Annotated in this window: 14 protein-coding genes; 3 read left to right on the top strand and 11 right to left on the bottom strand. The window is 46.8% G+C overall.

Annotated elements, in window-relative coordinates:
- The first annotated feature begins 48 nt into the window (after nucleotides 1-48).
- On the top strand, nucleotides 49-1,557 hold the full coding sequence (locus tag H8K36_RS13150; protein ID WP_186916956.1) for a M20 family peptidase: 1,509 nt from the start codon (nucleotides 49-51) through the stop codon (nucleotides 1,555-1,557).
- Between the two features lie 4 nt (nucleotides 1,558-1,561).
- Here the strand turns inward: H8K36_RS13150 and H8K36_RS13145 are convergent, their stop codons facing one another.
- The 11 genes from H8K36_RS13145 to H8K36_RS13095 form a co-directional block, all read right to left on the bottom strand.
- Nucleotides 1,562-2,755 (bottom strand): pyridoxal phosphate-dependent aminotransferase, encoded by a 1,194-nt coding sequence (locus H8K36_RS13145; RefSeq protein ID WP_186916955.1) that lies wholly within the window; start codon nucleotides 2,753-2,755, stop codon nucleotides 1,562-1,564.
- Between the two features lie 113 nt (nucleotides 2,756-2,868).
- Entirely contained in the window at nucleotides 2,869-3,492 is a 624-nt protein-coding gene (locus H8K36_RS13140; protein ID WP_186916954.1) for a DUF7010 family protein, read from the bottom strand.
- 126 nt (nucleotides 3,493-3,618) lie between these two features.
- Nucleotides 3,619-7,233, bottom strand: coding sequence for an ATP-binding protein (locus H8K36_RS13135; protein ID WP_186916953.1), 3,615 nt, complete (start codon nucleotides 7,231-7,233; stop codon nucleotides 3,619-3,621).
- Between the two features lie 334 nt (nucleotides 7,234-7,567).
- Nucleotides 7,568-7,942, bottom strand: a complete 375-nt coding sequence (locus H8K36_RS13130; RefSeq protein WP_186916952.1) for a DUF2845 domain-containing protein — start codon at nucleotides 7,940-7,942, stop codon at nucleotides 7,568-7,570.
- A gap of 54 nt (nucleotides 7,943-7,996) precedes the next feature.
- Nucleotides 7,997-9,409, bottom strand: a complete 1,413-nt coding sequence (locus tag H8K36_RS13125) for an amino acid permease (RefSeq protein ID WP_230404623.1) — start codon at nucleotides 9,407-9,409, stop codon at nucleotides 7,997-7,999.
- 225 nt (nucleotides 9,410-9,634) lie between these two features.
- The gene (locus tag H8K36_RS13120; protein ID WP_186916951.1) at nucleotides 9,635-11,695 is read right to left on the bottom strand and encodes an esterase-like activity of phytase family protein; all 2,061 of its coding nucleotides are present in this window, start codon (nucleotides 11,693-11,695) and stop codon (nucleotides 9,635-9,637) included.
- 99 nt (nucleotides 11,696-11,794) lie between these two features.
- Entirely contained in the window at nucleotides 11,795-13,498 is a 1,704-nt protein-coding gene (locus H8K36_RS13115; protein ID WP_186916950.1) for an alkaline phosphatase D family protein, read from the bottom strand.
- A 96-nt stretch (nucleotides 13,499-13,594) separates the two neighbouring features.
- Nucleotides 13,595-14,026 (bottom strand): hypothetical protein, encoded by a 432-nt coding sequence (locus H8K36_RS13110; protein WP_186916949.1) that lies wholly within the window; start codon nucleotides 14,024-14,026, stop codon nucleotides 13,595-13,597.
- A 505-nt stretch (nucleotides 14,027-14,531) separates the two neighbouring features.
- On the bottom strand, nucleotides 14,532-15,617 hold the full coding sequence (locus H8K36_RS13105) for a DUF5694 domain-containing protein (RefSeq protein ID WP_186916948.1): 1,086 nt from the start codon (nucleotides 15,615-15,617) through the stop codon (nucleotides 14,532-14,534).
- A gap of 375 nt (nucleotides 15,618-15,992) precedes the next feature.
- The gene (locus H8K36_RS13100; RefSeq protein WP_186916947.1) at nucleotides 15,993-16,547 is read right to left on the bottom strand and encodes a PH domain-containing protein; all 555 of its coding nucleotides are present in this window, start codon (nucleotides 16,545-16,547) and stop codon (nucleotides 15,993-15,995) included.
- An 83-nt stretch (nucleotides 16,548-16,630) separates the two neighbouring features.
- Nucleotides 16,631-21,754, bottom strand: a complete 5,124-nt coding sequence (locus H8K36_RS13095; protein WP_186916946.1) for an alpha-2-macroglobulin family protein — start codon at nucleotides 21,752-21,754, stop codon at nucleotides 16,631-16,633.
- A 460-nt stretch (nucleotides 21,755-22,214) separates the two neighbouring features.
- On the opposite strand from H8K36_RS13095, the gene H8K36_RS13090 reads away from it, so the two are divergent.
- Both H8K36_RS13090 and H8K36_RS13085 read left to right on the top strand, forming a co-directional pair.
- Nucleotides 22,215-24,818: a TonB-dependent receptor plug domain-containing protein gene (locus tag H8K36_RS13090; RefSeq protein ID WP_186916945.1), complete on the top strand. Its 2,604-nt coding sequence runs from the start codon at nucleotides 22,215-22,217 to the stop codon at nucleotides 24,816-24,818.
- A 116-nt stretch (nucleotides 24,819-24,934) separates the two neighbouring features.
- On the top strand, nucleotides 24,935-25,244 hold a 310-nt coding region (locus H8K36_RS13085; protein WP_186916944.1), incomplete at its 3' end, for a helix-turn-helix domain-containing protein.

Genomic DNA, 25,244 nt, shown 5'->3' with positions numbered 1-25,244 from the left:
GTCTTGAGCCACAGTACCGACCACCTGCACTCTCGCATAAGGCAAAACATGCTGACCCTGCTTACCCGCACATTCAAAGTTCTCGCTCTAAGTTTTGCCATTTTGCTCTTGGTTCTTGGTTTTAACACCTTGCATCAAAAGTCGAAACAAATACAAGTGAAAGCGATTCCCCCGTTCGATATCCAGCAGCAACAAGTACTTGATAACTTAAGTGCGGCGGTTCGTCTGAAGACCATCGCATCCGCAGACGATGCACAACAAAACGCTGATCAATTCAAACTTTTGCACCGATTACTAGAACAACGTTTTCCATTGAGTCATCGCCAACTACAACGTGAAACAGTTGGTGAACTAAGTCTGCTCTATACTTGGCCTGGTAGTGATCCAACTGCTCAAGGCATACTTTTAATGGCACATCAAGACGTTGTCCCGATCGCGCCGGGAACCGAGTCTCAATGGAAGGTACCTCCGTTTTCAGGCGCATTACAGGAGGGGTTCATCTGGGGACGCGGCGCATGGGACGACAAGGGTAATTTGATGGCACAAATGGAGGCCTTAGAATTGCTAGTCAAATCGGGTTTCCAGCCACAACGTACACTCTATTTTGCCTTCGGCGCAGATGAAGAGGTACTGGGAACACGTGGCGCTGCGGCGATTGCCGCACTGTTAAAACACCGCGGAGTGAAATTGCACTTAGTGCTTGATGAAGGTCTATTGATCACCCATGACATGCTACCTGGTCTAGATCAAGCAGCGGCTCTGATCGGTGTTGCAGAGAAAGGATATTTAAGTGTACAAATCCAAGTCAAAGCGGAACCGGGCCATTCTTCCATGCCACCTGCAGCTGGTCAAAGCGCTATCGCCAAATTGAGTCAGGTTTTAAGTTATTTAGACCAGCACCAAAGGCCGAGTCAAATTCAAGGGGTCGCTAAAGAATTATTCGAAACTGTCTCACCTGAAATGCATGGTTTGAATCGACTCGCTTTGTCTAATTTATGGCTATTCGGTGGAATAGTACAAAACGATTTAGAAAAAAGCGATGCAACACGCGCGCTCTTGCACACCACCACTGCCATCACGATGAGCCATGCTGGCAACAAGGAAAATGTGTTGCCAGGCATCGCCGAAGCAACCATCAATTTTCGTTTATTACCTGGCGACAGCGTTGATCAAGTGGTCAAGGATATCCGTCAACAAATTAGCCAAGTCTTAAATGAAAAAGAATACACCGTAAGCGTGATGCCTAAGGCTGTCAACGCGTCGAAAGTGAGTTCTACTAGCTCCAGTCAGTACCAACTATTGAATCGAACGATCAGGGAAACCTTCCCGAATACGATCGTTGCACCAGGCTTGATGTTGGGTGCGACCGACTCAATTAAATTTGAAGGCTTGAGTGAGCATATTTTCAAATTTTCTCCGGTCCATGCAAACAATCAAGACTTAAGTCGTTTTCATGGGAGCAATGAGCGCATGGGAATTGAAAACTATCTCGATATGATTCGTTTCTATCATCGGTTCATTACCATAACAACAGCAGTCAATCCTCAGCTCAACTAGTCACTCACCACTTCGCTCGCCAGGTGCGTAGCCCGTTCTCAATGCGTTCAAGCGCTTGGCGCAAGCGGTCAATATTTTGGGTGTATGCAAACCTCACGTGAGATTGCGCACGGTATCGACCAAAATCAAGTCCCGGAGTGAATGCCACATATTCGGTTTCCAGAAAATGCTGACAGAAACTAAAAGCGTCGCCACCTTGTTCACAAAATTCACTGATATCTGCATACAGATAAAATGCACCCTGTGGTTCGACCTCAATCTTGAAACCGAGTTGACGTAAAGCCGGTAAGAGAAAGTCTCGTCGTTGTGCAAACGCGTGGCGGCGCTCCTCAAATATCGCAATACTCTCTGGCTGGAAGCATGCCAAAGCCGCGTATTGAGCAATGCTTGAGGCACTGATATAGAGATTTTGAGCTAGTTTTTCCAATTCTGGAACCGCATTTTCTGGTGCCACTAACCAACCCAAACGCCAGCCAGTCATTCCAAAATATTTTGAAAAACTATTGAGAACGAAAGCTTGATCATTCACTTCCAACACACTTGGCGCATCGATTCCATAACTCAATCCATGATAAATTTCATCGACAACTAAATGTCCATTCTTGGCATGAATCACCTCAGACAATGCAGCTAATTCAGACTTGTTGAGAACAGTGCCGGTAGGGTTCGCAGGCGAAGCGACCAGCGCACCGACACTATCCTCATTCCAGTGACGTTCGATTAGTTCGGGCGTTAGTTGGTAATTTACTTTTGCGTCGACTGGCACTAATTGTGCAGACGCCTCAATCAATCTCAGAAAATGGCGGTTACAGGGATAGCCTGGATCTGCCATTAACCATTGTCTGCCTGGATCGACCAGCAAACTTGTTGCCAGCAACAGTGCTCCCGAGCCACCCGGGGTGATCAATATTCTTTGCGGATTAATATGAACACCATAGCGCTGCTGATAAAACTGCGAGATTGCTTCACGCAATGCTGGCAAACCACGTGCCGCGGTATAACGCGTCTTGCCCTCTGCCAAAGCAAGCTGCCCTGCTGCAATAATAGGAGAGGCGGTGGTGAAGTCTGGCTCGCCAATCTCTAGATGAATGACGTCCTTACCTGCGGCCTGAAGCTCATTTGCGCGCGCAAGCAAAGCCATCACATGAAAAGGTTCAATCGCTTGGCTTCGCGCACTAAACAAGGACACTTTCGACATTGCAACAACCTCAGAAATTAAGAAATTGACTGAGTGTAGAGCTTTCTAACAAGATTGGGAAATACTTCGATGCAATGCCGGTATCAGATCAAATGATAACGGCATACACGAGCTTATGCCATTGACGGAGCAGGATCGATAATCAACGGCACACTCTGCACAGTATGTTGCTGCAAAAGTTGCCAGCGGCGTTCCAAGACAACTATCGTAAATGCGTAAATAGCGACAACAATCACAGGTTGCAATACAAAGCTATGCTCCGGATACAGTATCCATGCCGCGGTACACAAAACAGTGCGGATAACTGCGTGCAGCAAACCTATCCAATGTTGAATCAAAACGCTCATAGGCAACCACATCAAACCAGTCAACACGGCAACCGCAAACGGCAAGGCACGAAAGTTTTGCATAAAATAAGGCAAAGCGATCGCATATACGAGAAAGCTCATGCCAACTGCACTTAGGAATAAGGTATCAAAGAAATTGCGATGTTGCTTAGTTTGGAATCGGATGTGTTCACCTGTAAAACGAGATAACAATAACGCCAAATAGACAATACTTCCAGTCCCAATGAATACAGCCAAGACTTGCGCTTTCGCATTGCAAAACAAACCGGTGAAAATCAAAACCAACCAAACCAAAGTGCCCGCTAAAGGGGTTGCCAGAAACCGGCGTTGACGAAAGTCATGCAATTGTTGGTCTAAGCTTGGCTTTTGAGTGCTGAGTGTCGTGTTCATCTTCATTCTCCTAGTTGCGGTTCATATCGCGACAGTGCGTAGGAGTTATGATGCGGTCAAAGAAGATTCGAAAGTAGTAGCAAATGTCATCACTTCAAATGACATTTGTCATGATCAAGGCTAGGCCTAGTTGCGTTGGTCTAATAAGATCAGCGCCTCATCGAACTCGTATTGAGCGATGTGTTGATCGATTCGCCCTAGGATCGGCGCTGCAAATATTTGCATGAAAAGGTTTCGATGCTCTTCGTAATACTGAGGACAATCACCACTACAGGCGCTCAACAATTCACGGAATTGATCAAGGTGCTGGTCGAGTTGTTCTGTACTCAAATTAGACTTTTCCATTGTGGAAAGATGAGATTCTCGATGTACAGGCAGCAGCCGCTGTAGTTCCACCAAAACTTGGCTCAGTGATTGATGCAGCTTTTCAGCATGTTGATAGGTTTCTTCAAAATTCTCACCATCTTGCTTCAATAGATGCAAAGACAACTCGAGTTGGACCGCATCCGCTTGCACCTGTTTGGCGCCAATACTTCCTGCCAAACCTTTTAAGGTATGCACTAGCATTAAGGCTTGCTCGAATTCATTGCGCTCAATCGCAAGTGATAATTGATGCGCTGTTTGGCTCTGACCATCACGGAAATTACCCAGTACCTTCAGGTATAGGTCACGTTTCCCCATCATCAGACTTAAGCCTTGATTGCTATCAATATGACGGAAACGGGCAAAATCAACTTCCGTTTCAGCCACAGCGCCAGCATTATAAGCTTCTCGCTCTTCTCGAATTTCGTGTGTGCCGCCAGCTAAGGCTTTATGTTCCAACCAACGTGCCAACATATTAAACAAAGAATTTGGTTGAACAGGCTTAGGCAAGAAATCTTGCATGCCCTCATCCATACAACGTTGACGTACGTCTGCCATGGCATGCGCGGTCATCGCGACAATTGGAATTTGATGATAGCGATCAGAACTGCGAATCGATCGTGTTGCTTGATGACCATCCATGCCGGGCATTTCCAGATCCATCAAAATCATGTCATACGTTGTTGGAGATGCGGCCGCCAATCGATCTATTGCCTCTTGTCCACCTCCGGCCACATCTACTTTGACGCCCACTGTCGCCAACAGCTCAACCGCAATCTGTTGGTTAATCTCATTATCTTCGACCAATAAGATTAAGGTATCAGTGTAATGATTCTTCGCTGTTGAGATGGCACGTCCCATCTGCATCAAATTCGCTTGCGTACATTCGCTAAACGGCAAACTAAATTCAAAGCATGAGCCATTGCCAAATTCACTTTGCACTTGAATTTCGCCGCCGAGTAATTCGACCAACTGGCGCGAAATAGAAAGGCCTAATCCGGTACCACCAAACTTACGACTAGTTGAACTATCGGCCTGAGTGAACGCTGAAAATAGTCGTTCTACCTGGTCCGAGGTCATGCCGATACCCGTATCGAGAATAGAAAACCGTAACTGCAAAGGCAGACCAGTTTGCTGCTCATCTTCACTCAAATTTTCAACTGCAACACGAACCGCACCGCGTTCTGTAAATTTGATCGCGTTATTAACGAGGTTTACCAAGATTTGACCCAAGCGCATGGCATCGCCGACTAGGAAACGGGGGACGTTTGCTGGCACAGCAATCTGTAAATGCAGCCCCTTCTCCTGCGCTTTTTGTGCGGTGACAGTGTGCACATGATTAATCACGTCATCCAAAGAAAACGGACTAAAATCGACCTCCATTTTACCCGCTTCAATTTTTGAGAAATCCAAAATACTGTTCACAATGCCGAGCAAGGCATTACCTGCATCATGAATCTTGCTCAGATAGTCGCGCTGCTTACTACTTAAATCAGTACGCAAAGTAAGATAAGCCAAACCAATAATCGCATTCATCGGAGTTCGAATTTCATGGCTCATGTTCGCCAAGAACGAACTTTTCGCTTCATTCGCCAATTCCGCCATCTCACGCGCATGCAACTCAGCGGCGACTTTTTCAGCCAACATTTGTTGATGTGAACGCTGAGCCTCAGCCTGTAAGTCTTGATCAAGTGCATCAGCGGTACTCTTAATCGAGCGAACTTCATCTGGACGGTATTGATTGAAATCTGGCTTATTTCCGATCAACAGCAAGCCGGTTAATTGCCCACGGTGCGTAAAAGGCACTAGCAAGGCACTCTCCCCCGCGATTGATTGCATCGACTGCGGCAAGCGCGACGTCAACATTCTGGCGAGCTCGCCGCCTAAAGCACTGATCTTCATCGGCGCATCGCTAAGATCACCAGCGATCTTGTTACAGAAGCCTTCATGGCATGTGTAAATGGCGGCCTTTGCACCACCAGTGTATGCGCGCAAGGCATTTAAATAGTGCTGTGCTAAATCATCTTGACCAATAATATTTGCCGCGTTCGCCACCGCAATTTGCAACGTTTCCTCTTGCGCACGCCATTTTGGATACAGCCAAGTCCGAACAAGTTGCTCTGCTAAAGCGCGCAAAGGGTTAAAAAGGCCGATAAGAATCACACCGCACACGATATCGAAGAACAATGTTTTCCAGCGTTCATCCAAATTAAACAGCGGGGCAATGGCGATTTGAATCAAAGCTCCACTTAAGAAGATGCCGATACTAATAACGGCATACACACTGAAGCGATTAATCGCAAAGCTAAAATCGAACAAACGATTGCGAAGCAAAGCGTAGCCCAAGCCACAATAGGCTAAGAAAATGACGAACGAATTAAAGAATTCGAAATAAACGACCTCGCGTTCTTCAAACACAATCCTAAATAAATTATGGAACATATAGATGGCATAAATGTTCCCCATACAGAAACCTATCCATGCCAAACGTTGTCGCGTGATACCGGTACTGAAACGCCAAGAAATAATTAAGGCACCTAAAGAAAGAATGACAGAAGCAACCGCGGAACACCGACGCCACACCAAGAGATTCACAACTTCACGCACTTCCCAAGGCAGTAGGCCTACGCGCAGCAAAATATACGAGATCGTATAAGTCGCAAACAAAGCTGCATACACATAAAAACCCCAGCGCACCCAAGGTTTATTCCAATGGGGGCGCCCTTCAGGGAAAATGAGACAGAAATAGGTGAAATAGACGTATCCGACAAAGACCTCAACAGGAAACAGGTAGACCGACAAAAAGTCTTGCAATGGCCCACAGGGCAAGAAAGAAATGAAAGTATCGGGAATGATCGCCAACATCGCAAACGACAACACGCGCATGGGCACGCTACCGGGATGACGCAATACGATCCATATAATGATTAACAGCGCGATGTAAGTGGTGGCAAACTGGACCAAGGTGATTGCCTGCCACATTTGCGCTTGTTGAATCTTCTTGGCTACTGGCTTGAATTGAACATATTCGGGAGCTGAGGCATTTGCGCCTCCGTTCGCCGACTGGCGATACAAATAAACGCCAACTATATCGTCCACCGAAAATAAACGATTTTCGTCACCAGGGTGCTCAAACACCAAACGATCACCGGGCAACACACCATGTTCAAGTAAAGGGGATCCAGGATAGATCTGCTCAATAGGCAGGCGATATTGACGATCTGCGGCTCCCAAAACGGTACCGAGATCTGCGGCAACCCCCGGCCCTGCGGCCCGCTGCCAATAAAAACTTCCCCAAATATCGAGCACGCCAAAAAACAGGACCAAGCTTAGCATCAAGGTCTTAAATTGCGTGTTAGACAAAAAGGGTTTATTCATTCAATCTTGGCGGCAAAGAAATCAGAAAGGTCGGGCATTGCCTATCCCTTAAAGCGTCAATGAAGGAACGCTAAGTGATTAGCAAATGCACATCACAACTAGGGGTCTCTGCTTCTGTAGCGTAAAAGATTATTTTAATGGTTTCGCTCACGAACCACTGTATCCGTGAAGAAAAATTGTCATAAATCACTGCTTTTGTTGCATCAGTGGTATGCCCCGATGGCGTTTATGTTCTTAAACAACAACAATCACCTCGGGCTCAATAGAAGAACAACAAGAAAATGGGGGGGCAGTTCGTATCTGAACGTCGAACTCTTGCGCTTAATCGACTTATTTATCGTCCGTAGCCAAGATCGCTGATTGATCGAATCCGCCCTTCCTCGATCAAGACCAATTGCATAAATTGCGATGGCCCAAAGTTATAAACCCATTCCTCCACCGCAACCTCAATTTCTTTCTCGACTTCGACAACGGTACCGTTCTGCATGCGTGGATAAGTTTGCGGCTCATTGAATTGCTTTACACGTACCGTACGTTTCTCAAATCGAACACTTGCACTAGCGGGCGTCCCGCACTTTTGCATTAACTCAACTTTATGCATTCCTTTGTCGATCACATAGGAATTACAGCGAAAAGACATCGCTTGTGCTGGCGAACTGGAAAAACAACTACACGCGAGAATCAAAAGCGTAGAGTAAAAAACTTTCATTGAGAGGTCCTAATGTTCATGTTGCAAATGGATTTTATCGTGCAACGCTTTAAGTTAGATGTCGGTTGACCCAAGCACCAAATTCGGTCGACGACGATACCAAAACCAATAAGCAGCGCTTAAGACTATCAAGAATGGAATGCCAGTCGCTAAGGTCAGAAAAAAAGCGTCTGTGAATAAAGTAGTGACCATCAAAGCGAACATCATCAGGGCTCCGAAAATAGTTAACCACGGAAAGCCCCACATCTGAAAAGCTAAAGCGGCACGCCCTTCTGCACGCCACTGACGACGAAAAAACCAGTGCGTTACAAAGATCATCAACCACGCGAACATTGCACCAAACATGGAAATCGCCATCATAAAAACAAAAGAACTTTTCGGGTAAAAAACACTCATCGCAGCTGCAACCGCGATACCTCCACAAGAAATCAATAACGCTCTCATAGGTACGCCTTGACGATTAATTTCGCCAAAAATACTCGGTGCAAAACCAGCTCGCGAGAGGCTGAACATCATCCTCGTCGCTGTGTACAGTTGACTATTCATCGCCGATAAAGCAGCAATTAAAATCACAAAATTAATCACTCCACCAGCACCAGGAATATGCGCGGCTTCCATCGCTGTCACAAAAGGGCTCTTACCCTGCCCCGCTTGGTTCCAAGGCACGATAGCCAACACCAACACCAAGGTCAAGATGTAGAAAATCACTAGTCGTAATAAGGCAGAACGAAAGGCCAGGGTTATCGCTCGTTCTGGGTCACGCGCTTCACCAGCGGCGACCGCGATCATTTCAATACTGAGGTAACTGAACAGCGCGACGATCACTGCTAGCCACATTCCGCCCCATCCTTTTGGGAAAAATCCACCATGTTGTACATAGTTAGCAAATCCAATAGGGCCCTCGGCTGGTGAAGCGAAAACCATCCAAGCGCCCGTCACGATAAACGTCACGATCGCTATCACCTTAATTGTAGAAAACCAATATTCTATGGTTCCAAATACATGCACGCTAAGTGCGTTGGCTAAGATGAGCGCAGCGGAAAATGAGCTAATCCACCACCAACTCGGCGAGTCCGGGAACCAATACTGCATATATAGAGCGATTGCAGTCACCTCGGTACCAATCACTAGCACGTTAGCTGCCCAATACGCATAACGAACCACAAAACCAGCCCAGGGACTGACGTAATGTTCAGCGAAGGCACCAAACGAACCTGAAGTGGGATGAGCAACTGTCATCTCTGCTAAACAAGCCACTAGCAGCAGAGCAATAATCGCACCAATCGCATAACTAAGTAATACCGCTGGGCCCGCAAAGCTAATCGCAAAGCCACTGCCTAGAAAAAGTCCGGTACCGATTGCACCACCGATCGCCAACATCGACATCTGGCGGCCGCTCAAACTTCGGTGCAGACCTTGCTCGCGTTGAACAATTTGTTCGAAATTTCTCTGATCCATGTTTTGCATGTGAAAGATATCCAGCGTAAAGAATGGTGGGACTGAATGCTGATTCAGTCAAAGTGCTGAATACTAGCACGATCATCAAAACTAGCTAAAGCAGACGCCGTGCACACAAAAAAAACCGCCAGCCATCGAGCGATGCTGGCGGAGCAAAGAAGCGGTGATAACAAAGAGAATAAAACTTACAAAATAAACTCACATAAAACTGATATGAAAATGAATCTCATATCCTTACTGCACAACAAAATCGTTCAATTTTTTCGCGAACTTGATTAACCACAATCGATTCGGACGCTCAGAATCAGCACCGCGTGCAACCCTTGCCGTGTTCCCCGCAACGCAGCCTATCGCGCCAGCTGTGGTTTGAATCGCGCCATTCGTATCGACCGTACATTTCGTGATATCTGCACCATCGACGATACTACCATTTGGTGTTTGCACAATGGTCTTCAAACCAAAGTCGTCATCATTCACGAGAGCCAAGGTATTATCATCAACCAGGGCTAAACCTTCAGCTTTTTCTGCTAACCAACCTGCTGAGTTCAAGTCGAATAACAGTGTCTTCTTCAAAGTAACAACGGTGGCATAATTGGCTGCATTGACTACAACGCCACTCATACTGCTCTTTTCGAGGTCAGTACTCATTGCTGCGATATCAGTGACATCGCTAGGGATCTGCACCAACATTAAGCGATTGAACACCTTACCATCCACACCGGCACCCTGTTCGATCACGATGAACTTACCGTTACCCAGTGCTACGACATCGCCGAGCTTTGCGTTACCCGTCTTACCGCTAGCATATATCTTTCCATCTAAAGGATAAGCGTAGAGCTTTGTCTTTTCAGTGCTTGGATCGAACTCTACCCAACGAGTGAACTTCGCATAATCTTTAATGCTTTCATTACTTGCCACTGTCGCTCCTGGAACGATGAAGCTCGCCTTACCGTCATCCAATGGGCTTTGAATAAAACCGTTTAACTTACCACTAGCAACTTCAAGAGACAAACCTTCCATGCCGCGATTAGCGCGACGTTTCGCCAATACGGCTGGCAAATCCGCAGCACCTGAACCTGGCTGATATTTCTTTAAGACGATGCCGGTATTGATATCTATTTTCAGGATGAATGGACCATACTCGTCCGACACCCACAATACATTACGTGCTTTATCGAGCACGATAGATTCGGTATCAACGCCGTAATCGCTAAAGATAGTTTTGGAATTCACTTCAAAGCGTGCTGCATCTGTCAAAGGAATCTCGCCAGAGGAACCGACTTTTCCTGCTGCAATCGACAAGCCTGAGGCATTAGCGGTAGCGGAAAATTTAATTGGCATCGATGATTTCAGAACTGCACCTTGTTTGCCGACAGAGATCACACCTATCGATGGAGTAAAACTCGGTGCAGGAAAGAATTTTCCATCACTGGTACCACTCGCACCTGCTGTAACGCTGCTATTTGGCACTTTAGGACCATCACCGTTTGGACCACGGTCGGTAATGCCATAGAATTCAAGTGATCCATCAGCGGCTAAGCCTTTGAAAGTCAGGCCAGAACCATACGATGGTAAGAAACCATTTGGGAAATCGGCCTTCACCGCGGCGACACTACCTTCGTATGGGACATAAAATGATTTATCGGCCTGAATCTGATAACGTGTAATCGCTACGCTAACGGCCCCTAGCGTATTGGTTTGGGTTAGGCTCTCTGCAACTGGGCTCCCGATTTTGGAGGCTAAAGTGTCTTCAAAATGTTCGCGCACCAAGGCTCGACGATCATTATCCGACGTACGAGTTGCATACGCAGCCGGGAGCTTGGCCAACACCGCCGCCATCGCCGTGTTGAAGCTCGCTGCACTTGCGGAGAAGTCCAAAGTCTGCGCCGATAGGGCTGTCTTTACTTCATTGGCGATTTGAATGCCGTTCGACGCATCATTGTCCGCATCCAACAACTGCAAAGCCATCAAACGATTGACGACAGCATCGTCTTTATAATTTGTCGAATTCGCCAAATTTAAAGGGCTCAAAATATTGGCGCAGGCAGATGAACCGAAATTCAAGCCGCCTAAAGTAAATGCAATGGCATCACCAGAATTGCATGCAAATCCGCCGTCTGCGCGCGTAGTCCCTTTGAGCCCCACTGTGGTGTAATCTAAACCCTCAACGGCGGCATCTAAAAAGACACCATTGATTGGTTTTGTCGTATCAGCAGGTTTATCGCTAGAGCCACAGGCAACTAAGAGACTAGCTGCAGCAATGACACTTAGGGCACCGACATATTTCGCACGCATTATTTTCTCCGACGAACTAAAAACTTATAAGGGAACACAATAGAAGCCCGCACTGTAATCAGCAAATATGACACGCCAATGACAGTGCTTGCTCTCTATTTAACCTGCCAATAATTTGCGGTTTCCTGCGCCCGGCAAGACTTTCAGAGTCTTACCAGCAACTAGGCTATAAGTCTTTGATTTGACCGTACTAACATAACGCCACTCAGCACTCGTCTCTGTCGGCGTAGCAGTCACAACCATGTAACCGCGGTTTTTCGTTTCTGCATACACCAGAGGTCCAATAATCTGTTCCAAGCCTCCCGCGACTTTTGCCGGATCTTCTTTAGGGAAAATTTCTTCGAAACCTGGTGAAGTCACCGAAGTGACGCCGAACTCGACACCGATCGCAGTTCCATTCATATCCTGCAAATCACTAGCCCAAGTGTTATGTGTGTCTCCCGCCAAAGCGATCAAATTTTTATTGAGCGCTTTCGCCGCGCCAAAAACTGTTTCGCGTGCGACCACATAGCCATCCCATGCATCAAGGTTATAAGGAATAGCTGGTTGAGCTAAGATGGTTTTCTCAGCAACAGTTAAGCTCGCCGGTGCTACTTGCGCTTTACCAAGTAAATTGGTGTAGTCAGAGAAACTGATTTGTCCTAACACCAATGGCGCTGGAATGTTCATACGCGCCATCAATACTTGTTGTCCAAGAATTTGCCAAGTTGCGGTCGACTTTGTCATCTGCGATTGCAACCATGTGAGTTGCTCGGTACCTAAGAGTTGACGCGTGGGATTGCTCATATCAGCGGCGAAGCGAGCAGCATCAAAGGCACCACCTGCGCCCATATAACTCGCATAAGACAATTGTTTTTCACGGCCGATCAAACGCGTATCAAGCATATGCAATGAGACCAGATCACCAAAGTCAAAAGAACGATAGATGCGATCATTTTTGCTCGGATCATTTAGGCGTACAGGCATCCATTCGTGATAGGCCTGCAGAGCCGCAGCGCGACGTGCACTGAAAGGGCCTTCAGTTGCAGGATCATGATTCTCAGCGCCACCTATCCATGCATCGTTTGCAAATTCATGATCATCCCACACTGCAATCAAAGGCACCGCGGCGTGCATGGCTTGCAAATCAGCGTCACGGCGATAAATTGCATAACGGCTGCGGTAGTCTGTCAATGTGACAGTTTCCGTTTTCGGCTCCACCAAGCGATTTAACGCCGCCGCATCTTGAGATGCATAGCCATCACGTGGATACTCATAGATATAGTCGCCCAAATGCACTGCCGCATCGATATCATTGAGTTTGGCAATCTCAGCATAGACATTGAAATAGCCTGCTGGATAGTTAGAACAAGTCATCACTGCCAATTTAACTTGTGCTACTTTACCTGTAGGCAGTGTCTTGGTTTTTCCCACAGGTGATAAGCGGCTATCAAAATTAAAGCGATAAAAGTAAATCGAATTAGGGCTTAAACCTGTCACATCAACTTTGATAGTGAAATCGCGCGCGCCATTCGTAATGACATTTCCGGTCTTAACGATTTTTGAAAAATCCACATCGCTCGACACTTGCCAACTTACATCGAAGTCACGGCCATCATAATTAGTCGTAGGCGTAACACGCGTCCAAATAATAACACGATCGCTTAATGGATCGCCACTCGCTACACCGTGTTCGAAAGTCACATACACAGGCTGCACGCTGCTGCCACCACACGCGGAGAGCGCTGCACTTGTTGAGAGTGCAGCGGTCGATGCGGCGAACTGACGAATAAACTGACGACGTGAAGAATTTTGATGTTTCATGCGCTTGCCCCGTGAATGAAGAAAACGCTGATGCTAGGGCTCAAATATGACTACGGCATGACCTCGATTAGAAGAACATCTCGAATTTGGCGAGCATTATTGCCGACGAATTTCGACTTCAATCGCATCAATTTCGCACCGCAAAAATGGTCTCACATGATTGTCTTGAGACTGCAACAAGGCACTGACTGTCTCCGGTATCTCTCCGACAAAACTAAAGCCAGACAAGGTATGCAAAGAGTTATGAGCCTCAGTCCAAATGCGTTGTAGATAACAATCATCGAGTGCTAAGTTCGCCGCTTGATCATCACGAATGAAAGAGATTTTGTAGCGTGAGGCCAGCATCGGATACTGTGCCTCGGTTAACACTTGCACACCGCCCTTGCTCATGTTGATCACGACGCCACAGATAGCGGTTTCCGAACGACCAGAGCTAAAAACCCAGACCGGGCGTATCTCACATTCTCCCATAGGGATGTGAAAAAATTCAACACGACGATTCCCACGATTCTCATTTTGTAATGCCATACAAAGGTCTCCTCAAGCTAATGGTTTAGCATTATGTAGAGTCCTACCTTAGCGTGGAATTGTGTCAGCTTAGTGACACATACTGTGCAATTTGCGCTACCATCAGCAAAGCAAATCGAGATTAAACTAGCGCAGCTCTGGCTGCACATGAGAATTTAGAGGGGGACTATCAATGTATAGACTTTGCCCACACTGCCAGTATCCTTTTCCACGCAGGAAAATTTGGCTCAAGTCAGTACTAACTTGTACCGAATGCCAACATACATCTTGTTTTGGAAGTTTCAGACAATGGTTAACGAGCAGCTTGATCGCTTTGTTGGGTGTGTTTATAGGCTTACTATTTTTGCCTCAATTAGGTTATTTCTCTGGCCTTTCAATCATAATTGCGACATCACTTTTTATGTTTGCAGTAAGTGTCAATTTCTTGGTACGACCTATTCCTTACGGACGTGCAAAGACAAATTAAAAAGAGTCGGATTACCCAATCCGACTCTGGTTGATACGCTTACTTGAGCAATTTAAATGAGTCGACCAGCTGCACCTCATGCATCATATTTAAATAAGCATCGAAGTAAGGCTTATGTGAGGAGCCAACAACAACTAAGACTTTCGCTCCAGGATGATTACCGAAAGCTGTACGTATATTCGCTACCATACGCAAATTACGTGTTTCCCACCACGCGACATACTGGCGTCCATAGAGTTCAGGCGTAGCATGTTTGAGGCCCCCACCAAAATCCGCTGCGATAAAAGAACGCAGCTTACGCGGATTGTTATAGAAGCGATACAAGTTCAGCACATCTTGCGCTGAGTTCATTTTCGCTTCCAGTGCAAGTGATTCCTTTTTCTCAGGGATATCAATCTTGCTCCACATATCCTGCAGTGCTTCACCGAATTTAGGTCCTGCCCTATCAGTAATCTCATCCGACGTATGGTCATCAGTGGCGTACACACGTTCAAGGCCTAAACGTGCGGCAAGCACTGCAGCAACTTCGTAATTTTCATTTAAATTTGGTGTTTCACGGTTGAGGAACTTCAACATGCTAGGCTCAATACCATCAATCGCCTTGCGTTCGCTGACATCGAGACGCAACCATTGAACCAAAGCAGAAGCGCGATCATTTGCGGCTAAAAATACTGCAACTAGACGACGCCTTTGCTCTGCACTTGGCTTCCTGTTGGCATGCTGTGCCCATTGCTGTAGCGTGGATTGGATTTCAACCAGTGCCTCTTGCAAGCCCAAACCAATGGCTTTCTGAGCAGGAGCTGGATCCCAGCAGTAATCTTTATGTACATCGGGATGTGTCAGTGTATTTAACCGCAAAAAATCACACTGTTCACCGGACAACGCTTCAATCGCGATGATATTTGGCTCGTATTGTGCTAGGCGGTCCAATAGTCCAGACAAATGTACGCGATTTAGCTTCTCACCATAGCCACTGATGTGCGGAGTTCCCAAGACCATGACTTGAGTCGGCTTACCGTACACATTTTTCTTCCAAGCGCGCGGATCGAAATCAGCGGTCTGCGCTTGCGCAAAACAGTGGATAAAGCCGAACACGCATGCCAAGGTCAATACGGTCTTTTTCATGTGATGTCTCCTTCATTTGTTTGTTAAAGTGAGGTTAGCTTAACAAGTTCAGGATTGAGGATCGATGACTAAGCGATAGAGCGTAAAAATCTGGTTGCACACTGCAATTTTTGCGATGTGAACGGCCGATCGTCACATCTAAGATGCTGGCGCAGGAAACAGCACGTAATTTGTTTTTCCCTATGCGGCGGCATTTCCAACTAAGTCGATTTCTATCGGCTTTAGATAGGCCCCATCAATGATGAATTCAGTCGACCTAATGTATCTGATTCCATACATAGAACATGGCGGAGGCGGTTCACAAGCCACCGATCGAGATGTCGTCGTCAACCCACCCTACCTCTTACAAATCTTACTGAGGCTTCTTATTGAAGACTATTCACGAGGACCCAGCTGCGTTGAAATAATCTCAAGGCGTTCAAGAATCGCACGGAGCAAGATTGTATTTTCATCTGCACTCTGCTGCGAAGAAGCGTTCACATTGTGTGCATGCTTCAGCTTTTCGCGATTCATCAAAATATGATGGCGGAATTCATGGGCATTAATGAGGCCAATCAAACGCATATCGTGAGCTTGCCCGGCACTTTGGCCAGCCGTTTCAAATTTCAAGATGCTGAGATTAAACATCTTTAACAGCGGCCCTTCGACAAAGGTCACATCTTGAATATTCTCGAGCGGAATAGTCTTCTCGACTTGGAACAAAATGCCCTTACGAAAACGCAATGACGTTTCACTGAGTTCGCATTCGAGTTTATCAAAGTAATGCCTTGCCCACCATTGCCCAACGCCGCACAGCCAAATGATCGCTAGAGGGATACCGACCACTGTAATTACAAAAATCGCTGCACCGTAAATCACCAGGTAAGGACGAATCAAAGGATTGAAGCTTGCTTTGATCGCTTGTGCATTGGGGCTTACTTGACTACTCATGATTCGACTCTCTTCATAGAAAAACAGGGCGCACGACACTAAATCAGCGAGAAATTTTCAGCTGAGTTAGCGCCATGACCTTCTTACTTCGCCCCTCGTGGATCAACCACCGTGACTGGTTCGGGCGCAACACCGTATGCACGGATGTCAGGGCGATACATATCTTCAGCGTATGTAGCAGGCACACGGAAACGTCCGGGCGTCACCACGCGTAACATGTAGAATAATTGTACGGTATCGCCATTCAAGCGCACCGCAGCGACAAATCTATCGTCACGGTATTCTTGATGTTTGATACGACTATCGCTCATAGCATTACCAACATTGACACCGTCGATACTAAATTCACCTGCTTGAGGACCTTGCGATAAATTCATATTTTCGACTTCCAGGCCCGCTGGGATATGATCAATGATCATCGCATCTTCAATTACTTGCTTCGATTTCGCAGTAACCCGTGCGATCAACATATCGCCCGTTTTCAAGCTACCACCACTCCATGGCTTACCAGCGACGGTGAACCATTTACGTTCGAGTGTAATCTTGTCGCTGCTTGCCATTGGTGCCTTGGTGGGGAAGCCGCTCGCCTCAACCTCTATCCATAATGGATTACTGCCTTTGTTCTCGATGCTGATGCCTTTAAGCGCCAGACTAGGATCAAAGCTTCTGCTCTCACTATTTTTAGAAGTCAATGTGGTACTGCCATCCGCAGTTTTCACAATCGCTTCCCATGGATCTGTTACTGTTCCGCCTGCCGCACGAGCTGCTAAGAACAAGGCAATACGTTCTTGGGTTGAGAAGTAGCCACGTGGTTTACCGAGGCGATCAGCCAAGTTGGTCAACATGGTCTCACGCTGTGGGTGCGCAATCTTATGGCGTAACATCAAGGCGTACGACATCGCTTGATCACGCACTGCTGTTCCGTAGTCACCGAGCCAATCCCATTCCCAATCAGAGCGTATGCCGTAGGGTTTTGTCATGGCATCGTTGAATGCCACATCAGCACGCTTTTGATCGCCCATCATTTGCAAGGCCAAACCTAAATGCACTAAAGGCAAAGGCGATTTTGCACGATCACGATAGCTATCATGGAGCAAACGCAATGAGGCCAAAGATGCTTTCTGATCACGCGCCAACATATAACCGATATGGGCCAACTCGGCAAAACGTTGATGACTATTGCGAATCAAATCGTAGTCGCGCCAATCATATCGTCCATTCGCATCAGGTTTAACTGCTGCTGGTAAAGGTGAGAACTGGTTCGCGGCGCCATTTAACTTATCAGTCATCCATTTCTGTGCACGCTTTGTCATTTCCTCTGGCACATTGAAGCCTGCTTCACGCGCGTCAGCCAAGAAGCTGGTGACGTATGGCGTCAACCAAACTTCGTAAGAACCATCGGTGCCATTCCATAAACGGAAGCCACCTTCAGCACCTTGCATACCAGCGATACGTGCAATCGCACCTTCGATAAATTTCGCACGTTGTTCACGTGTATGGGGTTTTAAGCCGACCGCTTTCGCGCCTTCCTCATCGATAAACACATGAGGATAAGCAGCACTCGTGGTTTGCTCCAAACAACCATAAGGATAATCAAGTAAACCTTGCACGATACTACGCACATTCAAAGGTGGACGGTTAGACATTGCCACACTCAACGTGGCAGAACCACGATAGAAGCGTTCCACCATCGCCGCATCCAATTTTTGCGTGGCACCCGGTTCAATGCGAATACGACGCGCATCTTGCTCACGTGGCACGGGTGGTTGAATCTGCAGCGCAAATTCGCGATGGATCACCACGGGTTTGGTGCCAGCGGTTTTCACATCGAGACTGATACGAGACAAACCATAGGGCTCGGTTGGCTCGACATTGAAGCGCAAAATATTTCTTTGCTTCGGTGTGAGCTTAATATTGCGCTCACCGTCCGCAATCTTCAATAATTTATCCGAAGATAGTTTGATGCTAATGCTTTGTTCGGCCGACATCATATTGGTAACGTCAAGCGCAAATGTCGAGCTATCACCGGGGCCAATAAATCGTGGCATCGCAATTTCAGCAACGATAGGTGCACTGACCACTACTTCTTTTTCGGTGCTGCCATAGGCTTCTTCGGTCGATGCGACTACCATCACTCGCAAAGTGCCATTGAAGTCAGGAATGTTCAACGGTACATCAGCTTCGCCTTTATCGTTCAACTGCACGGGGCCAGAAAATAAATCAACCAACTTCACTTTCTTCGGCATGCTCTTTGTATCGCGTTTACCCGCATCGCCACCCCATTTGATTTTACCGACGCTGCCGTCGAGACGTTCAATCAATTTACCGTAGAGATCGCTAAGTTCCGCACCGAATCGATGCTTACCAAAGAAGAAGTCAAACGGATCTGGGGTTTTAAAATTGGTAATATTGAGGATACCGACATCGACGGCGGAGACAGTGACCATCGCCTTTTTACCACCCGCATTTTCAACCTTCACTTTCGCTACCAAGCGTTTTTCAGGTTCAATTTGAGCAGGTACGTTAACATTCACTTTCAGCTTGCGTGCTTCACGTGCCAGAGGTAACCATGTCAAACCAACAGCTCGAGCTGGTGTGACTTTATCTCCCTGACTACCAGGACGGAAAACGACCGTCGACACATACATATCAGAGCGATTCCAATTCTTATCGATAGGGATACTGACAGTAGTACCCTCAGTGCTCACCGCGACGCGCTTGCTCCACAACACTTTGTCTGCCTCAACCAACACCAAAGCCTCACCATCATGCGGCGGTACAATCTTTAATTTCACATCGTTACCTGGTTTAGCCGGTGCACCTTCGAGCTGCAAGCGAACACGGTCTGGACGATTACCGACACTTTCACTATCTTGTGCATTCCAACCAGCATAGAAGCGATAACGTAAGACTAGATTGGTCTCAGGATCGACGATTTCCAAACGATAGGTTCCCCACGTCACAGGCACTGTGAGTTTGGCGCGATTTTTCAGCTCGATAGCACCAGAGTGCACGGTCTCTTCCGCTTCGGAATAACCTGAATGCCAGCCGCGGCCTGCATCGTAACGCCAATAGTACTGGCGATCTTCACGCACGAGTTTGAAGGGTGCTTGTTTAAGCGCTTCGAACTTACCGCTTTGATTGACGCGAACCACTTCAAACTCGGCCATACTGCCTTCACGTGCCACATCACTATCAAATGCAGGACGGACCGCCAACATGGCTTTAGCAGGCCACCAAATGCGTTCGATAGAGCGCACTACTGGGCGACCGCCCGACTCCAACAAACTGAAGGAGGCACGCACTTTCAACGCTGATTTAGCATTCGCTGTATAAGGCACGTCGACATTGGCCTTGCCGCCATCATCGAGTGCTGATTCTTCAAGCTCTGCACGACTCTTGTTGGCGTCATCGGCGAAATCACCAAAGATAAAGCCCGGCCATTCTTTGGCTACCGGATTACGCGTACGCTCCTGTGCTACGCTGCCGAGTAGGCGATTACCTGCAGCAGGTGCCCCGTATAGATAATCGCCTTGTACGGCAACACTAAAATCGTCATTTACACCTAAGGGAGTGCTGTCACTCTTTAAGCTCAATTTCATTCGTTCAGGCAAAAACTCTTCGACCTGAAAGGTGTAGATCGTATCTGCGCGCTTGGCAGATGGATCGGCGCGGAATTCCAGTGACCAGCGACCGGTATCGGCATCAGGCGGCAAATCTATATGGTTTTGCAAATAGCCTGGCGTTTTTGAATTTGGTTGCCAGACACTAGAGCTCACGACATCGCCACTTGGTTTTTTCAAATCCACCTTAATCGGCGTCGGTGGCAAAGCAACACCCTCCGCAGAGCGCGCCATCATTGACACCACAAACTTCTCGCCAGGACGATACAGATCGCGCCCCGACCAGGCGAATAATTTAGCATCGCGTGGCAGGTGACCACCAATATCGAATTCTGCTAAATCCAAACCTGGTTCCTGCAGAGCGATCATCGAGACTTCTTTGCCGCGTTTGGCTAATAACAAACGAGCATTGGCAGGCAGGCCCGGTAACACGCCATGGCCATCGCCGTCAGTTTTACCCCGTAGCAGTACCTTACCTTCATCACCCAAAACTTCTAACTCGATACCACCTTGTGCCTTACCTTCTTTGAGTGAGGTAGTGAATACATCGGTTTGCTTGACTTGGCGTCTTACATGCAAACCGATATCGCTGACATAGAAGTAAGTGACTTGATAGTCGTAGTCGTAATAGCCGGGCCTACGCATCACTGCGACGTAAATGCCGGGCTCCTTGAGTTCGTTAATTTTCTCAACGGGGAGGAAACTTACCTTGCGACTATTCGGTACTTCGTTGGTGACAAAACGATTGTTATAGACACTCTGTGCTATTCCCTGCAAGGCATTGAGTTGCCAGCCTGAAGTTTGTCCTTTGAACTTGTTACGCGAGCCATAATAGTCATAGTAGTAATCACCTTCGCCTTCCCCTTCAGCTTCTGTAGAGTCACTTTCTTCTTCACTCTCCGCATTTGAAGATTTGCGTGGCTTACCCACTACCATATCGATGAACTTCGGCGTCTTCTCAGGCGAGATTCGTAAGAACTCAACATCAACCTCAGGAATGTTCACTGTCACAACAGGCAAACCACCGTTCAAACCCGCTGGTAATACCGTACCTTTACTCGCAAAGAAATAAGACGGTGCCATCTCATCACTCAGAACCTCGCAAGTATGGGCTTGATCTAACTTCTTAGTCTTATCGGATGCGACATTCGCACTTAAATTAATACGATATTGATGGCCGGCCTTCACATACGGGAATAGCAACACGTGCGGATTATCAGAAACAATCCATCCACCTTTAACCAATTCACTCGCTTTCGATGCCGCCGATGCAGAGGCTGCCTGCGCTGGTTTATTCCCTTTCGCCTTTGTATCGCCGAGGTCGCTGACCTCAATCAACTTATCAAGCGCTTGATCGGTATCGACGTTATCGGAAAACATGACCGCCAACGCTGGCTTATCGTCGTGCAAGCGGGCGATGCAGCTATTTACTACAAACGGACCGTCTGGATTACTGACGATGGCGTCACCACCAACAGCGCGCGTACTTTTATGTTTCTTGAACCACCAAGCACCCGCACCCGCGGCAGCTACTGCGGTGGACAATAAAACAATACCTAGGGTCTTTTTAGAAAATTGCGGCATGATTTTTCCCGATCAATAAACCACTGTTTTTTTAAGCAAAAATGAAAATTTAGTTTCAGCGAAGAATGAAGCAATAAGTGCGGCACCAATCGAGGTGATGCCATAGGGCATTAATCCGAATGAAATTTTCCGACTCAATATACGCCTTTCAAGCACTTCATTGCAGAAATATACCACCTGAACATAACAACAACACATGATTTCCAAACAATATTTTGTCATTTTAAAAGTTGTCTATACATGAATGAATTTTGTAAGTAAAGATTCTCTATTGCAATAATTCTACTTAAAAACAACAAGGCTTTCGTTCATGTTGCAGCACATCAAAGGTGTCAGGTAGTATCGATTGACCTCAAGGAGTGGGTCTTGAGGGAATACCAGTTTGTTTCTTAGTAGTCATCACCTTGCGCTGCACACTCCCCAGGTGCCAGCGCAAAAATAACAAAAGAGAGAATGAAACATGAACAAGAGAGCATTGGATTCAAACAAAAACGCAAAGGCTAAAGTCTTCGCAAAAAATGCAGTACAAGTAGCGATCGTCTTATTGGCAACAGGCGGCACAGCTTTCGCGCAAGACGCACAAGAAAAGAAGAAGGCTGACGAAGTTCAAACCGTTACGATCACCTCTACCGGTACTCGCGGATCAACTCGCACGGTCATCGATACGCCAGTTCCTGTCGACATGATCTCCTCCAGCGAACTAACAAAATCAGCACAAGTATCACTCGATAAAGCACTCCAATTCCGCGTTCCATCGTTCAATACGGTACAGACACCTGTTAATGATGCGACCTCTTTACTCGATCCATACGAAATCCGTAACATGGGTCCAAGCCGCGCGCTCATCTTGATCAACGGCAAACGTAAAAATATGAGCTCCTTGGTGTACACACAAACTTCACCAGGCCGTGGTGAAAGTGGTGCCGATATTTCTGCTATTCCACAAGATGCCATCAAACGTATTGAAGTATTGCGCGACGGTGCGTCCGCGCAATACGGTTCCGATGCGATTGCGGGTGTGGTCAATATCATTTTGAAAGACAACCCAGAAGGCGGTAGCGTTACTGGCCGCCTTGGTGTGACTGACAAGGGCGACGGTAAGTCTGAAATTGTTAGCTGGAACCAAGGTTTTGCATTAGGCGATCGTGGTTTCGTTAATTTTACAGTTGATTATTCTCACAATGCGTTAGCAAATCGCCCAGGTATTTTGTCAGTAGAAGACGAAGTCAATTACTGGGGTGCTGACCCAACTCAAGTAAAGAATTTCTTGGCGAAGCGCCCAGACGGCGGCAACGTTAATGGTTCCCCAGACACACGCGCGCAAAAGTTCCTAGTCAACTCTCGCTACGATATCGCTGAAGGTGTCAACATCTACGCGAATGCGGCCTACATTAACAAGAAAATCGACAGTTTTGCGAACTACCGCAATCCTTACTGGCGTCCGACTGACTACGGTCTGTTGCACCCAGCGGGTTCTCCATACGAAGGTTACGTTCCAACTTTCATCGGTGACCTCAAAGACTACAACGGCACCATCGGCACGAAATTCGATACTGCTGGCTGGGATTCTGACGTCAGCTTGACGTTCGGCGGCAACGAGCAGATGTACACCGTCACAAACTCTGTTAACCGTGCCGTTGAAGAGAAATATAAAGCTGGCATCACCTTGCCTGAACATGGCCAAACACGCTTCGACGCGGGTGGCTCTAAGTTCTCGCACGTGGTCTTGAATGCTGACTTCTCTAAAGAGCTGTCAAAAGGTATTAACGCTTATTTTGGTACTGAGATTCGTTCTGAGAAGTATTCCTTGATCGCTGGTGATCGTGGATCTTACCTCTACTCTGGTGCAGATTCTTATGCTGGTAATGCACCAGCGACTTACCTTCAAGATGGCATAACAAAACGCGGTCAAGCGGGTGATTGGACTCGTTCCAACTACGGTATCTATGGCGGTAGCATCATCGATGTTACCAAAGATTTTGTGGTTGATGCGACAGCACGCTATGAAAAATACAGCGATTTCGGTAATGCTGTGATTGGTAAATTGAGCGGCAAACTGAAGGTCAACGAAGAGCTCACTTTGCGTAGTTCTGTCTCTTCAGGCTTCCGTGCACCTTCCTTAGCTCAAATCTACACTGAGAAAAATCAATACTCATTCTCTGGTGGTACGATCTTGGTCACGGGTATCTTGAACAACGTATCTGCTGATGCTGAAAAATTAGGTATCGCGAAATTGAAGGCAGAAAAATCCACAAACTTCACTTTAGGTTTGGGATACAAGCCAACTCCAGATACAAGCTTGACGCTCGATTACTACAATATTACGATGAAAGACCGTATTGTATTGGGCTCTGTATTAGGACCAACAGGCAATGCTAACCAAGCGATCGACCAAGTACTGAAAGCACGTGAATGGGTTGGCTTGAGCTTCTTTGCTAATGCACTCGATAGCAAAACTTCTGGTATCGACTACGTTTTCAACCAACGCAATATTAACGTGGCTGATATCAAATTCGGCTTCAATTTGTCTGGTAACTACACGATCGAAAACAAACGTGACGGTGCTGTAAAGAACCCAAGCGGCATTGCTAATGCAGGTAAATCAGTGTTAGATCCAACGCAAGAAGCTTTGATTTTCACATCTCGTCCGAAATTCAAAACAATCATTGGTATCGATGCTGACTTCGACAAGTTCAATGTTTCCTTGAACAACACCGTGTTTGGCCCAACCAAGTTCCGCAATGCAGATTTGAGCGATACGAACAATTTGGAAGTTGCGTTCAAAACGAAGACACTCACAGACTTGGCGATTAACTACCAGCTCGACAAGAATCTGACTCTTGCGTTTAACGTTAATAATATGTTCAACGTCACTCCATCTTGGAAACTTCAAGCTGTAAATGACATCGCAAAAGGTCAGGCGATTATTAACGATCCAGCCAAGTTGAAAAACGAATGGCAAAATCTGACGTTCAATGGTCGTTACCCAATGGTGACCTACGATGGTTCTCATTTCAGCCAATTAGGCCGTATGTATCAAGTGTCTTTGAACTATCGCTTCTAATCTAAGATAGTTTATAGGTGAATAGGACAGGGCCTTTTCTCAGTCCAGTACCAACAAAAAAAGGGCTGCAATGAACTGAACCCCAAAAGTTGGACACCAACTTTTGGGGTTTTTTAATGACGAAACATGCAGAAGAATTTAAGTACCGTGTAGTGCAAGAATATTTAGAGGGCCCGATGGGATATGTCGCCTTGGGTAAAAAATACGGCTTGCAGAGCTCAATGGTAGAACGTTGGGTTGGTTGGTATAAAACACACGGCATGGACGGACTGACCAAAAAGTTCACCTTTTACAGCGCTGAGTTTAAATTGTCTGTGCTGAGACATCTATGGGACAATGCCTTATCTTACAGTCAAGTTGCAACGCACTTTAATATTCGCAATCCTGGGATTCTCGCCCAGTGGGTACGACTTTATCGTCATGGTG

Source organism: Affinundibacterium nitidum (genome assembly GCF_014284155.1).
In the GTDB taxonomy this organism is placed as follows: Bacteria; Pseudomonadota; Gammaproteobacteria; order Burkholderiales; family Burkholderiaceae_D; genus Undibacterium; species Undibacterium nitidum.
This window is presented reverse-complemented; position numbering and strand designations above follow the sequence as displayed.